This is a genomic window from Rahnella sp. CJA17(1/100) (assembly GCF_963881615.1).
In the GTDB taxonomy this organism is placed as follows: Bacteria; Pseudomonadota; Gammaproteobacteria; order Enterobacterales; family Enterobacteriaceae; genus Rahnella; species Rahnella aceris.
This window is the reverse complement of sequence record NZ_CAWOJA010000073.1, coordinates 217,002-231,501: the sequence shown is the minus strand read 5'-3', so window position 1 is coordinate 231,501 and position 14,500 is coordinate 217,002. Positions and strand designations below refer to the sequence as shown.

Annotated in this window: 10 protein-coding genes and 1 tRNA gene; 5 read left to right on the top strand and 6 right to left on the bottom strand. The window is 53.4% G+C overall.

Annotated features, from left to right (window positions below):
• Positions 1-10: 10 nt before the first annotated feature.
• On the bottom strand, positions 11-799 hold the full coding sequence (gene lpxA, locus AACU55_RS23230) for an acyl-ACP--UDP-N-acetylglucosamine O-acyltransferase (protein WP_037034919.1): 789 nt from the start codon (positions 797-799) through the stop codon (positions 11-13).
• A 360-nt stretch (positions 800-1,159) separates the two neighbouring features.
• On the opposite strand from lpxA, the gene AACU55_RS23225 reads away from it, so the two are divergent.
• Complete coding sequence (locus AACU55_RS23225; protein ID WP_134706212.1) at positions 1,160-2,794, top strand: phosphoethanolamine transferase; 1,635 nt, start codon at positions 1,160-1,162, stop codon at positions 2,792-2,794.
• Between the two features lie 35 nt (positions 2,795-2,829).
• On the opposite strand, the gene AACU55_RS23220 is transcribed toward AACU55_RS23225, so the two are convergent.
• Entirely contained in the window at positions 2,830-3,726 is an 897-nt protein-coding gene (locus AACU55_RS23220; RefSeq protein ID WP_112197703.1) for a LysR family transcriptional regulator, read from the bottom strand.
• Between the two features lie 145 nt (positions 3,727-3,871).
• Here AACU55_RS23220 and AACU55_RS23215 point away from each other — a divergent pair, with 145 nt between their 5' ends.
• The gene (locus AACU55_RS23215) at positions 3,872-4,378 is read left to right on the top strand and encodes a phenolic acid decarboxylase (RefSeq protein ID WP_013575234.1); all 507 of its coding nucleotides are present in this window, start codon (positions 3,872-3,874) and stop codon (positions 4,376-4,378) included.
• An 84-nt stretch (positions 4,379-4,462) separates the two neighbouring features.
• Here the strand turns inward: AACU55_RS23215 and AACU55_RS23210 are convergent, their stop codons facing one another.
• The gene (locus AACU55_RS23210) at positions 4,463-5,476 is read right to left on the bottom strand and encodes an alpha/beta fold hydrolase (RefSeq protein WP_013575233.1); all 1,014 of its coding nucleotides are present in this window, start codon (positions 5,474-5,476) and stop codon (positions 4,463-4,465) included.
• A 528-nt stretch (positions 5,477-6,004) separates the two neighbouring features.
• Between AACU55_RS23210 and AACU55_RS23205 the strand changes: the two genes are divergently transcribed.
• The 3 genes from AACU55_RS23205 (at position 6,005) to AACU55_RS23195 (ending at position 8,771) form a co-directional block, all read left to right on the top strand.
• Positions 6,005-7,528 carry an EAL domain-containing protein gene (locus tag AACU55_RS23205; RefSeq protein WP_112151862.1) on the top strand — a complete coding sequence of 508 codons (1,524 nt, stop codon included), beginning with the start codon at positions 6,005-6,007 and terminating at the stop codon, positions 7,526-7,528.
• 247 nt (positions 7,529-7,775) lie between these two features.
• Positions 7,776-8,552 carry a DgsA anti-repressor MtfA gene (gene mtfA, locus AACU55_RS23200; protein ID WP_013575231.1) on the top strand — a complete coding sequence of 259 codons (777 nt, stop codon included), beginning with the start codon at positions 7,776-7,778 and terminating at the stop codon, positions 8,550-8,552.
• A 143-nt stretch (positions 8,553-8,695) separates the two neighbouring features.
• A tRNA-Asn gene (locus AACU55_RS23195) sits at positions 8,696-8,771 on the top strand.
• A gap of 331 nt (positions 8,772-9,102) precedes the next feature.
• On the opposite strand, the gene AACU55_RS23190 is transcribed toward AACU55_RS23195, so the two are convergent.
• From AACU55_RS23190 to AACU55_RS23180, 3 genes are all read right to left on the bottom strand, one after another.
• Positions 9,103-9,843, bottom strand: coding sequence for an SDR family oxidoreductase (locus tag AACU55_RS23190; protein WP_013575230.1), 741 nt, complete (start codon positions 9,841-9,843; stop codon positions 9,103-9,105).
• A 448-nt stretch (positions 9,844-10,291) separates the two neighbouring features.
• Positions 10,292-13,381 carry an efflux RND transporter permease subunit gene (locus AACU55_RS23185; protein ID WP_134706211.1) on the bottom strand — a complete coding sequence of 1,030 codons (3,090 nt, stop codon included), beginning with the start codon at positions 13,379-13,381 and terminating at the stop codon, positions 10,292-10,294.
• Positions 13,378-14,487 carry an efflux RND transporter periplasmic adaptor subunit gene (locus AACU55_RS23180; protein ID WP_134706210.1) on the bottom strand — a complete coding sequence of 370 codons (1,110 nt, stop codon included), beginning with the start codon at positions 14,485-14,487 and terminating at the stop codon, positions 13,378-13,380. Before AACU55_RS23180 ends, AACU55_RS23185 begins: the two co-directional genes overlap by 4 nt.
• Positions 14,488-14,500 lie beyond the last annotated feature (13 nt).

Sequence of the window (14,500 nt, the reverse complement as noted above, 5' to 3'; positions counted from 1 at the left end):
CGTGAAATCGTTAGCGAATAATCCCGCGCGCTGAATCGAGGAAAAATGCATTGAAGTGGCACAGTAACGGATATTCCGCGCTGAGCTGCTCAATCTCCCCCTTCACCCGTTCCACCGATTCCGGCTGGTGATAAAGCAAATCGTACAGATAGCGGATGACATTTTGCTGCGCTTTGCCGGCCCGGCAAAATTCCGTTGCCTGCTCGTTTATCCCTTTCGGCACCGCGCGATTTCCCCCCGCTATCACAAAAGGCGGCACGTCCTGCACCACACAGGTATTAGCAAGGAGATGGACGCCCATGCCAATAATACAAAACTGATGCACCGCGCTCAGGGCATCAATCCGGGCATCACTGCCCAATGAAACATGCCCCGCCAGAGCACTGTGTTCGCCGATAAACGTGGCATTTCCTATCTGACAGTCATGGCCGACATGCACGCCCCCTTCAAACACATTCAGGTGCCCGATCCGGGTCATACCACCGCCCTGCACGGTGCCGCGATGCAGTGTCACGTGGCGGCCAATGCGGTTTCCATTGCCGATTTCCAGCCCGGTGGGTTCTCCGGCGTATTTCAAATCCTGGCTGATCTCGCCAATGGATGAACCCATGCCAATCTGGTTATCCGTGCCAATTTTGGTATTGCCGTTGATAACGACATGAGAAGAAATGTGTGTTCCTTCGCCGATTTGCACACCGGCGGAAATAAAGCAGAAAGGCCCGATAACCACTCGCGGGCCGATAATGACACCTGGCTCTATGATACTGCTGGCCGCAATTGTGGCCGAAGATGAAATCAACACGAACATCCTTCTGACAGCCGGCAGGCAGTCAGTGGTGAATTAAACCGGACAGGCATAATCAGGGAAAGATCAAAATGAGCGGAGGGAAACGCACTCAGAGAGGTTTAAACAAGGGGGAGTGTTTCTTGAACATCCGCATCGCTACACCGCACAGCATAAGGCTTCAGGATCGAAAAGGCGGTCTCTTATATTTTTTTTATTTTCTGAACCTTTTCGGAAACGCTGCATAACGAAAATTTTATGACAGGTAGATTAAGGCTTTCTTAAGATTTGATGAATATTCTATTGGATATTCGTTTCTATCGTTATGTTTCCCTCACATCAACGCTGCTACCACCATCCTGTTGGGAGTTTTCATTGCGCTCTATATTCCCGAAGATTAGCTACTTTACGCTGACTTTACTGCTGACCCTGTATTTTACCTTTATCGTTAATCTGCCGATTTTGCTGCATTTTTATCGCATCTTACAGGCACTGCCCGCGTACAACCTGGCTTTTGCCCTGAGCATTCCGGTTGCGCTGTTTGCCGCACTGAACTTTGTGTTCACCCCTTTCAGCTTTCGCCCATTGCTTAAGCCATTCTTTATTATCGTGCTGCCGGTCAGTGCCCTCGCCAGTTTTGCGATGATGACCTTCCAGGTCGTATTTGATCGCGGCATGATCGAAAATATTCTCGAGACGCAATCGGCTGAAGCGTCGTCTTACCTGAATCTGAAAGTGATACTGTGGTTTGTCTTCACCGGCGTTTTGCCCGCTATTTTGCTTTTCCTGACACCGGTCAGCTATGAAAAAACGCCGTTACGCCGTCTCGGTGTCCGTCTGGTGTCGATGATGATTTCATTGCTGGTGGTTGCCTCCATTGCCGGGATTTTTTACAAAGATTACGCCTCTGTGGGCCGTAACAACCGCACCCTGAATCTGGAAATTGTGCCGACAAACTACCTCTACAGCGCGTTCCAGTACATCAATCACCGTTACTTCACGCCGAAAATGCCGTTCCAGACTATTGGCAACGATGCAAAACTGGTGCAGCAACCGGGGCAGAAACCAAATCTGGTGTTCCTGGTGATTGGGGAAACCGCGCGGGCGCAAAATCAGTCATCTGAGGGGTACGCCAAACCGACTAATCAGTACACACAGGCTATTCCTGACGTGGTGTTCTTTAATAAAATGACGTCATGCGGCACGGCAACGGCGATTTCTGTGCCGTGCATGTTCTCGAATATGAAGCGCACCCGCTACGACGCCAACCGCGCCCGTAACAGTGAAGGCTTGCTGGATATCCTGCATAAAGCCGGTGTTTCAGTGTTCTGGAAAGACAATGATGAAGGCTGTAAAGGCGTGTGCGACCGCGTGCCGAATATCACCATCGATACAAAAAAAGACGGTAAATACTGTGATGGCGATACCTGCTACGACATGGCGCTGATGCAGAATATCGATGACGACATCAAACCTGACGGCAAAAATACGCTGATTGGCTTACATCTGATCGGCAGCCACGGCCCGACCTACTACAAACGCTATCCGCAGGAATTCCGTAAGTTTATACCTGACTGCCCGCGCAGCGATATTGAAAACTGTTCTCAGGAACAACTGGTGAATACCTACGATAATACCCTGCTTTACACGGATTACACGGTGTCGCAGGTGATTGAGAAGGCGAAGCAGTATCAGGATAAGTACAACGTGGCCGTGATTTATCTTTCTGACCATGGCGAATCGCTGGGTGAAAATGGCCTGTATTTGCACGGCACGCCTTACAGCGTGGCACCGGCGCAACAGACACACGTGCCGATGCTGTTCTGGTTATCCAGCGGTTATGTGAAAGCGCAGGGAATTGATCTGCAATGCCTGAAATCGTATGCCGTGAACAAAGACGTTTCGCAGGATAACCTGTTCCACACCGTGCTGAGCGCGATGGACGTGCAAACCTCGGAACGTGATCCGCAACTGGATATTCTGGCGGGCTGCCGTACATCACAAAGGTAATCACGTCCCTGTTGAAGCGGTTTGCTGCCAGAACGTTATGGCAGCAAACCGCACTCCGTCAGAATGCTTTTTGCCAGCGTGCTGACCGTTTTATCAAACCGCTCAGATTCATTATCCATCACCATATACAAAGCCGTTTGCCGCACCGTTCTGGCTGATAATTCCAGTCGTCGGAGTAAACCGCTCTCCAGCGCTTTTTCCACACTTTCCAGCGGCAGCCAGCCGTACCCCACGCCCACCGCAATGGCTTCCATCGCGGCCCCGACAGTGGTGAATGTCCAGCTGGCAACAGGGCCGGATGACACATTTTCTGCACGCGGCGCGTGCCGGTCGGCCACGCTAATCAGCGGAAAACGCGCCAGATCCTGCGCAGTCAGCGGAACGGTGAGGCTCATCAGCGGATGATCGCTTTTGGCCACCGGCACAAAATCCACGTCAAGCAGGAAGCGCCCCTGTATCGCATTTTCCGGTGCCAGCGTGGTGATGTATAAATCCGCTGATCGTTCATTTAATTGCTTAAGGCTTTCGCCGCGCAGAATTTCTGTCAGATGAACACGGGTATCGGGAAACTGCTGTTGAAAATTTTTGAGTGCGCGAAACAGACGGTATTTGGGAAAGACACTGTCGACAACCAGGCTCAGTTCGGTGCGCGTCCCGTCTTTCAGCCCGGCGGCGCGGTGCTCAAGTTGCAAAAAGGCGGAAATCAGCGGCGTGGCCTGCATCAGCAACGCCCGCCCCTGTTCCGTCAGCGTCGCTTTACGGCCATGAATCTCCAGCAACGGCAGACCGAGACGTTCCTGTAATCCACTCAGGGCATAACTGACGGAAGACTGACTGCGGTTCAGTACCTCTGCGGCCTGCGCGTAACTTCCTTGTTCAATCACCGTTTGTAATACCACCCACTGCTCAAGTGTGGTGCGTGGAAGTGCCATATTTTTACTCCCTTTAGGTAAAACACATCGGAATTTTAGATTATTTCCATCTGAAATCAGCGTTTTTTTATCAATTTTTTAGCGCGTAATATTCTCCTCATCGAAACAAAACATTTCACCTGTTACTGCGTTAAGGAGAATTACCATGAGCAACTTTGATAAACATGACCTGAGCAATTTCATCGGCAAACACGTTGTTTACACTTACGACAACGGCTGGAATTATGAAATCTATGTGAAAAATGCCGAAACGCTGGATTACCGCATTCATAGCGGGCTGGTCGGCAACCGCTGGGTGAAAGACCAGAAAGCCTATATCGTGCGTGTGGCTTCTGATGTGTACAAAATTTCCTGGACAGAACCGACCGGTACAGATGTCAGCCTGATTGTGAATCTGGGCGACAACGTGTTCCACGGCACCATTTTCTTCCCACGCTGGATCATGAACAATCCGGAAAAAACCGTGTGCTTCCAGAACGAACATATTCCATTGATGAATGCTTACCGCGATGCCGGACCCGCTTATCCGACTGAAGTCATCGACGAATTCGCCACCATTACCTTCGTGCGTGATTGTGGTGCGGATAATGACACCGTGATTGACTGCGCTGCCAGCGAGTTACCGGCTAACTTCCCGGACAATCTGCGTTAATCGTTAACCCGCAGACATAAAAAAACCGCAGTTCAGTCATGACTGCGGTTTTTTCATGAATACCGTTTCAGGGGGACAGGAACATCAGCGCGCCAGCGTTTTCAGCAGCGTCGCATTGAATCTTTCCGGTTCTTCCATCTGCGGTGCGTGGCCCAGACCTTTAAACTCAATCAGTTTCGCGTGCGGAATAAGCTTCGCAACCTGTTTACCCAGCACGTTGTAATGACCGATTTTTGCTTTTACCGCAGGCGGCGCAATATCGCTGCCGATGGCTGTGGTGTCAGCCGTGCCGATCATCAGCGTGGTCGGTACACGCAGGTTTTTGAATTCGTAAAAGACCGGCTGCGTGAAAATCATGTCGTATATCAGTGCCGAGTTCCAGGCCACCAGTTTATGCCCCGGCCCGTTGTTCAGCCCTGCCAGCATATCGACCCAGCGGTCGTATTCCGGTTTCCACTTATTCACGTAATAGGTTTTGAGTTCGTACTGTTTAATGCTTTCCGCCGAGGTTTTCAGCTCACGGTCGTACCACTGATCGACGGTACGATACGGCACGCCCTTAGCTTTCCAGTCTTCCAGACCAATCGGGTTCACCAGCACCAGTTTCGATACTTCCGGCGCATACATCAGGCTGTAGCGCGTCGCCAGCATACCGCCGGTCGAATGCCCGACAATCACCGCTTTGGTAATCTTCAGACTTTTAAGCAAATCATGCGTGTTGGTTGCCAGCTGCTGGAAACTGTACTGGTAATGCGAAGGTTTGGTCGACGAACAGAACCCGACCTGATCGGGCGCGATAACCCGGTAGCCTTTACTCACCAGCGCCGAAATAGTGTCACCCCAGGTCGCGGCACAGAAATTCTTGCCATGCATCAGCACCACGGTCTGACCATTTTTATGCCCGGTGGGCGGCACATCCAGATACCCCATTTGCAGCGGGGCACCCTGGGAATTAAAAGAGAATTGTTTCAGCGGGAACGGATAATCAAATCCCTGCAATTGCGGACCGTAAGAAGGCGCATCGGCAGCCATTGACGCGCCGGAGAAGGAGAACGATAAAACAGCAGCACAAAAGAGCAGTTTAAAACGGGGAAGCATGGGGTTGTCCTGGTGGTGTTCACGGAACCGACGGCGTAAAGCCTTATGCTACAAACTTTACGCCGTCAGGAAAACCACTTATCCAACATTCCGGATAATTGTGATATGGCGTTATTCTCAGACATATTTCACACCTTATGATTGACCCATCACTTAACGTTAATAAAGGTCTTTCGTCAGTGTGAAGCAAAGATATTTTTCATTTCTGACTTAAGACACCTGTTGAGATAATTATTCATAAGGACAGGGAATATTCCATCTTTCTTAACATAATAAATATCACATATTCCCCGGCGGGGTATAAACACAAACATAATGATATAAAAAACCCATCATTTAATTAAAAAATTATTTTTATATATTGTCAGGGTAGAAATATCGGTTCAGATAGGTATTTTTGAGCAAAACGTCACCTTTAAATCAGTGCCATAACGAATCTTCTTCGCAAAGCTCCACAACGCAGAGCGGGATTATGAGGTATATTAACGGGACAAAATGCCGCTCTCTGACTCTCACTGGGGGATACCCTTGGCCCTAAACTGGTTAACCCGACGCTCTGTCCGAATATGCCTTTCACTACTCGCATTCCTTGTTGTTGCTGCTCTCGGCATACTGGCGATCTCGTGGCAAACTTCTCAGGGATTACGCCGTGATACCAGTGCAAACCTGCAACAGTCGGTGAGGCTGGTGGATATGACGCTGGATAATGCCGCCATTGCCACCAGCGCCGTTGAGAATCTGATTGGCGTCCCCTGCGATGCCAACACCGTGCAGGCGCTACGCTGGCAGGTAGCCAAAGTGCCCAATGTCCGCACGGTCAACCTCTACCGCCAGAATACGATTTACTGCGCCTCCTTATTCGGCCCGCGTGCTGACAATATCTCGACCGACAAATATATCGACGGACGGTTAATGCTGATGCGTGGCAACAGCATCACGCCCGATCATCCTCTTATTGCGTATCGTCATGACGTCAACGGCAGCGGCGTGCTGGTTGGTGTGGATGGCTATTTTCTGCACAATATCCTGTCGTTGCTCAGCACTCACGCTTATCTGGTATTGCAGGTAGGCGACCAGTGGATGGACAGCAATGGCAGCATTCACACCGGTGAAGGCTGGCCGGATGGTGAACGTATGGAGCTTGCTTCTCAGAACTACCCCTACGCGATTCGCTTAGTGATCCGGCCCAGTGACCACTGGGGTTATGTTTTTGATTACGCCACCGTCAGCCTGATATTGTTCCCGCTGCTCAGCTTATTTATCGCTTTCATGACCTACAGTCTGCTCGGTCGTGTCGGCAGCCCGACGGCGGCGCTGAGAGAAGCGCTGGAGAAAAAACAGTTCATTCCTTATTTACAGCCGGTGGTGGATGGCACCACGCATGAGGTGACTGGCGCTGAAGTGCTGATGCGCTGGCAGCATCCGCAATCAGGGCTGATCCCGCCTTATCAGTTTATCCCGCTGGCAGAAGAGAGCGGCCTGATTGTGCCCATGACGCGCCTCATCATGACGCAGGTACGTGAACAGTTCGGCCCGCTGGCAGCACAGTTGCCTAAAAATTTCCATTTCGGTTTCAATATCTGCGCCAGCCATTTCAAAGACCTCTCACTGGCTGAAGACTGCAAAGCGTTTATTGATGCCTTCAGGGAGAACCCGATCAATCTGGTGCTTGAGCTGACTGAACGTGAATTAATCGAGCCGGGTGAAATCACCTCCAGCCTGTTTCACACACTTCGCCAGATGGGCGTGCTGATCGCGCTGGACGACTTTGGCACCGGGCATTCCAGCCTGGCGTACCTGCAAAAATTCCACATCGATATTCTGAAGATTGACCAGAGTTTCATAGGCCGGATTGGTACAGACGCGCTGGCCGGGCACATTGTTGATAACGTGATTGACCTGGCTAAACGTCTGCAAATGATCATCGTGGCCGAAGGCATTGAAACCCAGACACAGGTAAATTATCTTGCCCCGTACCGGCTGGAATTCCTGCAAGGTTACTTTTTCGGAAAGCCTGTACCGCCCGCCGATTTTATCCGGAAATGGCTCTGATTTTCATGCTGCCTGTGGCGGGCGCTATCTCTTCATGCTGCAGGCACATTCGTGACTCAGTGACTAGACTAATAACGTGAGCTGCGTCTTATAAGATGTCTGTGCTTTTTGCTAAAAAACTGCCGGTGTGTAACATCCATACAGGATGAGTCCGATAACTAAGCTAACTTGTTGAAGTTACTTGTATTGGAGTACTCTGGCGGAGAACCCTGCTGACAATCAGAATGATCACTTTGCGAGCAAGATGATGATTAAGTGGCCGTGGAAAGCGAATGAACTGAAAATTGAGAAATCAGACGCCTGGAATGACGCGCTGAATATCCCACTTTTATCTTGCCTCAACGAAGATGAGAAACTGCGTCTGATTCAGGTCGCCAGCCAGTTGCTGCAACAAAAAAGGCTGGTTCCTCTGCAAGGCGTTGAGCTGACTGAACTGATGCAGGCGCGTATCGCGCTGCTTTTTGCGCTGCCGGTGATGGAACTCGGCGCTTCCTGGCTCGATGGCTTTCACGAAATCCTGCTCTACCCTTCCCCGTTCGTGGTTGATGCTCCCTGGCAGGATGAAAACGGGCTGGTGCATGCCGGTTCACAAATTCATGCCGGACAAAGCTGGGATCAGGGCCCGATTGTGCTCAACTGGCAGGACATCGAGGACTCATTCGACAATTCTGGTTTTAACCTGATCATCCACGAAGCGGCGCATAAACTGGATATGCGCAACGGCGGCGAAGTCACGGGTATTCCGCCTATTCCGCTGCGTGAGGTGGTGTCATGGGAACACGATTTACACGCCGCGATGCAAAATCTGCAAGATGAAATCGACACTGTCGGCGAAGAAGCTGCCAGCATGGACGCCTACGCGGCGACCGATGCGGCCGAATGTTTTGCGGTACTGTCAGAGTATTTCTTTAGTGCACCAGAATTACTTTCAGAACGTTTTCCGCTGGTATACGGCCATTTCAGCCGTTTTTATCAACAGGACCCGCTGGCAAGGCAACTTCGCGGTCAGCGCTGCGATTGTTAAATTCCATTTTGACGGACGTTTTTCCGCAGTAAAGTACCCTTTTATGGCGACATTGATTAGTTGCTGAGCAGTCGGACGTTTTTGACGAATTTAGCGTTGACACTCCGCAGCCCTCTGGATATTATGCGCCCCGTTCCAACGATTCCTCTGTAGTTCAGTCGGTAGAACGGCGGACTGTTAATCCGTATGTCACTGGTTCGAGTCCAGTCAGAGGAGCCAAATTAGAAAGGCCCGCTTAAGGAAACTTAAGCGGGCCTTTTGCTTTTTATACGCCGGAGCCCATGCCTGTATGGCGTTGAGGCAATCAGTGAGCATGAAAACCTTCCCGATGCATTTTCAGTTTTCCCTCCGCATCGGGAGCATTTGGTGGTCAGATTTGGGGTCATGTTGGTTCGATGACGGAGTGACCCCCAAATATCTCTTAACGACACAAAAATCCGCAACTTAAAACCATACGCAAAAATCCTTTAAACACGTTGCCCCGGCATCCGTAATTTCTATAAACCAATGAGTGAAAATACGGTTAATAAGGCGCTGAGGCTGATTGAACTCACAAGTGAACCAGTCCGCCATCCACAGCGTACTGGCTTCCGGTTACGTAAGACGCATCATCTGAGAGCAGAAAAAGTGCGACGGCAGCCGCTTCATCAGCTGTACCGGCTCGTCTGAGAGGCACCTGGCTTACTACAAAATCTTCAAACTGTTGCCGCGACTCCTCGGGCATGAAGTGTCTAAAATTAGTCTCGACAGGCCCTGGCACCAGCGTGTTGGCGCGAATGTTGCGCGCAGCCAGCGAGGCGGCCCAGCTTTTTACCATGGCGACAACGGCACCTTTTGTTGCAGCATATAAGCTCGTCATTGGCGCACCTTCATAGACTGAAGACGATGCAGTGACCAACACTGATGCACCTGGGTTCAAAATGTTGGAAAGTGATGCAAGCTGGAGCATAGGCCCGCGAACATTGGCATTCATCATGCGATTAAAGGCGTCGGCCGTAACGGATTCCGGTGCACCAACCTCTGCGTAACCCGCATTCAGCCACAACCCGTCGAGATGCCCCCAGCCGCTGACTGCCGTTGCGAGCGCATCAATATCTGCCTCACTTGCTGCATCACTTTTCAGGATCAGTGCAGTGTCCGGCAACAGCTTACGGGCCCGGGCCAGACGTTCTTCACTCAGCCCTGTGATGGCAACTTGTCCACCCTCTTTCACAATTCGCAGCGCTCCTGCCAGCCCCATACCGCTGGTGCCCCCCGTTATAAGTACACGTTTACCGTGAAATCTTCCCATAATGACTCCCCTTTAATCGTTATAACCGCCATTTACCTTACGAAAGAACTCCATTACTGCCCATCCCTTCTGAGGGCTTCACAACTACCGGCAGTTAAAGCCGGAGAAGTACTGTTTCCTTTGCTTAATGATCTGAAAGACTGAATTCCAAATACCCGGGCGATCCGCAAACCAGCAACATAACAGATGCGGACACCCGCAATCTGATTTCAGCTCCTCTCACTGCACTCGCAGAAATGAGCACGACAGGAATGAGGTCGAGGCCTTTCTCGGTCAGCGTGCAGAAATCTTTGCGCCTGTCGTCGGGGCCGGGCACCCTCGCAAGAATGCCCTGCTGCTCAAGAAAAGCCAGCCGGGACGGGAAAAACCACAGACCCTTGCCCTGTGACAAGGATCTGTGGTGAGACTGCACGACAAAAATACGCTTCAGCCATTCGTCCGGGACTGCTTACGCTAATTCCGTCCGTGCGTTCTGCTGCTGTTCATCGGGCTGTATCCTGAACCAGATGGCATACATTGCCGGCAGGAAGACCAGCGTGATGATGGTGCCACCAAACGTCCCGCCAATCAGCGTATAAGCCAGCGTTCCCCAGAACACCGAATGGGTCAGCGGGATAAACGCCAGAATGGCCGCCATCGCCGTCAGCAACACCGGTCTGGCCCGCTGCACCGTTGCCTCCACCACCGCATGGAATGGCGGCAGCCCTTCCTGTTCGTTGTGATGGATCTGCCCTATCAGGATAAGGGTGTTACGCATCAGGATGCCCGACAGCGCGATTAAGCCGACCAGCGCATTGATGCCAAACGGCTGGTTAAAGAGCAGCAGCGTTGGCACCACCCCAATCAGCCCCAGCGGCGCGGTGAGGAAGACCATCACCATCGCCGACATCGACCGCACCTGCAGGATAATAATCAACAGCGTCATGGCAATCATGATCGGGAACAGCGGTGCCATCGCCTGGGTGGCTTTCCCGGATTCTTCAATAGAACCCGCCTGCTCGATACGGTATCCGGCCGGGAGCGTATCAATGACTGGCTGTAACGCTTTGATCATTGCCGTGGAGACATCCGGCGGCTGCAGGTTTTCGGCAATGTCCCCCCGCACGGTAATGGTCGGCGTACGATCGCGACGGCGCAGAACAGGATCTTCCATTTGCACCTCAACCTCCCCGATCTGCGACAGCGGAATGCGCTGGCCGGAAGAACCCACTAAGGTAAAACCGGCGATTTTTTCCGGATCAAGCCGGATATCTCCTGCCGCCCGCCCCATCACCTGCACCGAACGGATATCTTCACGCACCGAGGTGATCGGAACCCCTGAAAGCAGGAACTGAAGCTGCTGTGCGACCGCATTCGATGTCAGCCCCACCGCCTGAAGACGGTCCTGATTGAGCGTGAAATGCAGCGCCGGTACACGCGGCCCCCAGTCGGTGTTGACGGTCCTCATCATCGGGCTGGCCTGCATCACCTTTTCGACCTTGTCTGCAATTTCGCGCAGTTTATCAGGATCCGGCCCCATCACCCGGTAGGCCACCGGATAAGGAGAATACGGACCGAACACCAGTTGGGTCACACGCACGCGCGCCTCAGGTGCCAGGCCGCTGGCCGCCGCCTCACGTAGCCTGAACTTGAGCGCCTCGCGTGCTTCCTGACTGTCCGTCAGCACGACAATTTTCGCAAACGACGGATCGGGCAGCTCAGGCGCCATAGCCAGATAAAAACGCGGTGAACCCTGCCCGATATAAGACGTGACGATTTTTGCCTCTTTCTGCTTTCTCAGCCAGGCTTCGATTTTCGCCGTGATGGCGCTGGTCTGCTCAATAGAAGTGCCATAAGGCATCTGCACTTCAACCAGTACTTCCGGGCGGTCAGAGGTCGGGAAAAATTGTTTTTTCACCAGCCCCATGCCGAGGATAGCGACCGTAAAGACGGCAATAACGGTACCGGCGACTATCCACTTGCGCGCGATGACGCGGGTCAGCACCCGGCGAAAACGGTTGTAATGACGGGTGTCGTAAATCGCCGCATGCCCGCCCTCCACCGTTTTGATTTTCGGCAACATTTTCACGCCCAGATAAGGCGTAAACACCACCGCCACAATCCAGGAAGCAATCAGGGCGATACCGACAATCCAGAACATGTTGCTGGTGTATTCACCAGCAGTGGACTGGGCAAAACCGTTGGGCATGAACCCGACGGCGGTGACCAGCGTGCCTGCCAGCATCGGGGCCGCCGTGTGACTCCAGGCATAGGCCGAGGCTTTGATGCGGTCGTAGCCCTCTTCCATTTTCACCACCATCATCTCGATGGCGATGATGGCATCATCGACCAGCAACCCGAGCGCCAGGATCAGCGAGCCCAGGGTAATACGGTCAAAGTTTTTGCCGGAAGCCTCCATCACCACAAAGACAATCGCCAGTGTCAGCGGCACCGCGGCGGCCACCACCACGCCCACGCGCCAGCCCATACTGACGAAGCACACCACCATCACCACCAGCAGCGCGACGAAGAATTTGATCATGAACTCGTCAACGGCGGAGCTGATGTTGACTGACTGATCGGTGACCTTGGTCAGGGTCATGCCCAGCGGCATGCCCTCATTGATTTTGGCCGTTTCCGCATCCAGCGCCTTCCCCAAATCCAGACCGTTCCAGCCGTCGCGCATAACGATGCCCAGCAGCAGCGCCGGTTCACCCTGATTGCGGATCAGGAAGGTCGCAGGATCTTCGTAGCCCCGCTCAACGGTTGCCACGTCAGAAAGCTGCAAGGTTCTGCCCTGAACGACGATGGGCGTTTCGCGGATTTTCTCCAGTTTATCGAAGGCGCCATCCAGGCGGATAAAGACCTGCGGCCCCTGGGTATCAATCGAACCGGCGGGCGTCAGGACGTTCTGGCTGTTGAGGGCGGAGAAAATATCCTGAGGCGAAATACCCAGCGTGGCCAGCCGGTCATGCGAGAACGACACAAAGATGCGTTCGGCCTGTTCGCCGATGATATTGACCTTCTTGACCCCCGGCACATGCAGAATTTGCTGGCGCAACGATTCCGCATCGCGTACCAGCAGTCGCTGTGGCTCCCCTTTGGCCTTCAGCGCAAAGAGCGCAAAGGTCACGTCGGAGAATTCATCATTGACCATCGGCCCGATGACGCCTGCCGGCAGGTTTTTGGTCTCATCCCCCAGCTTCTTACGTGCCTGATAAAACTCTTCCTGCACCTGTGAAGGCGGTGTGCTGTCCTTCAGCGAAAGCATGGTAAAAGCCAGACCGGGACGCGTGTACGTCTCGCTGCGGTCATACCACTTCAGCTCCTGCATACGCTTTTCCAGCGGTTCAGCCACCTGATCCTGCATTTCCTGTGCGGTGGCACCCGGCCAGGCAGAAATAATGGTCATCTGCTTGACCGTAAACGGCGGATCTTCAGCCCGTCCCAGTTCAAAAAACGAAAGAATACCGGCCACGGTAATCAGGATAATCAGGAACAGCGTGATTGAGCGCTCACGCACGGCGAGCGCTGAAAGATTGAATCGCCCCCCGCTCATGGCTGGCTCCCGGCGACGCTGGCATCGCTTTGTTCGGCCAGGCGTACGGCCTCACCGTCATGCAGCAGATGCGCCCCGAGAGCGACCACCTGCTCTCCCGGCTTAAGGGAACCGGTCACCCTCGCCGCATCGTCACCCAATCCCTGCACCTGCACGGGCCGCCATGACACTTTGGCGGGCTTACCCGAAATCTCCCAGACCCCCGGCCCTTTGCCCGGATCATAGATGGCCGCTAAAGGCACCTGCATCACCTGGCCCGGTAATTTATCGTCTGCAATATGCAGCGTCACGGTGGATCCCAGCGGGGCATTCGCCAGTGCTCCCTCAAGTACATATCTCGCCTCGAAGGTACGGGTTAGCGGATCTGCCGCATCGGAAAGGAGCCGCAGTTTCGCAGGGACAGCCTGTTTACCCGTACCGTACAACGTTGCTTCGGCCTCGCTTCCGGCAGCCGGGCGTAACGTCTCAGGCAACTGCACGATGGCCTCGCGCTGCCCTGCTCTGGCCAGCCTGACCACCGGCTGCCCGGCACTGACAACCTGACCGGGTTCAGCCAGCGTATCCATGACCACGCCGTCGGCGTCAGCCAGCAGCACGGCGTAGCCCGTGGCGTTTTGCGCCACATTGGCCTGGGCCTGAGCCGCACTGAGTTCCGCTTTGGCCGTATCGGCGGCGGCCTTTATCTGATCGTAGGCCGATGCCGACACTGCGCCTGCCGCGACCAGACCGCGATAGCGCACCTCGTCATCAGTCGCTTGTCTTGCACGAGCCCGTGCTGCGGCGACGGTCTGTTGCTGAGCCTGTGCCTGCAGACTCAGGTCAACCGGATCCAGACGCATCAATGGCTGACCGCGTTTAACGGTCTGGCCGGTATCGACCAGGCGTTCAAGGATTTTTCCCTGCACTCTGAAACCGAGGTCGCTTTGAATCCGGGCGACAACAACGCCGGTAAATGCGCGGGAGGCATCGGCAGCACTCACCACGGTCGCAGACCTGACCAGAGGAGGCTGAGTACGGGGATCGTCGGTGCCGGAAGAGTCGCCGCAGGCCACAAGGGCAAGCGGCAACAGGCAAACAGCAAAGGTGGCAGGATTAAGCCTGAGCATGGGTTCCCTTAAT

Bases quoted from the DNA above. Each gene is read 5' to 3' on its own strand.
- AACU55_RS23220 (WP_112197703.1), bottom strand. From the start codon at position 3,726: ATGGCACTTCCACGCACCACACTTGAGCAGTGGGTGGTATTACAAACG.
- AACU55_RS23215 (WP_013575234.1), top strand. From the start codon at position 3,872: ATGAGCAACTTTGATAAACATGACCTGAGCAATTTCATCGGCAAACAC.
- AACU55_RS23210 (WP_013575233.1), bottom strand. From the start codon at position 5,476: ATGCTTCCCCGTTTTAAACTGCTCTTTTGTGCTGCTGTTTTATCGTTC.
- mtfA (WP_013575231.1), top strand. From the start codon at position 7,776: ATGATTAAGTGGCCGTGGAAAGCGAATGAACTGAAAATTGAGAAATCA.
- AACU55_RS23190 (WP_013575230.1), bottom strand. From the start codon at position 9,843: ATGGGAAGATTTCACGGTAAACGTGTACTTATAACGGGGGGCACCAGC.
- AACU55_RS23185 (WP_134706211.1), bottom strand. From the start codon at position 13,381: ATGAGCGGGGGGCGATTCAATCTTTCAGCGCTCGCCGTGCGTGAGCGC.
- AACU55_RS23180 (WP_134706210.1), bottom strand. From the start codon at position 14,487: ATGCTCAGGCTTAATCCTGCCACCTTTGCTGTTTGCCTGTTGCCGCTT.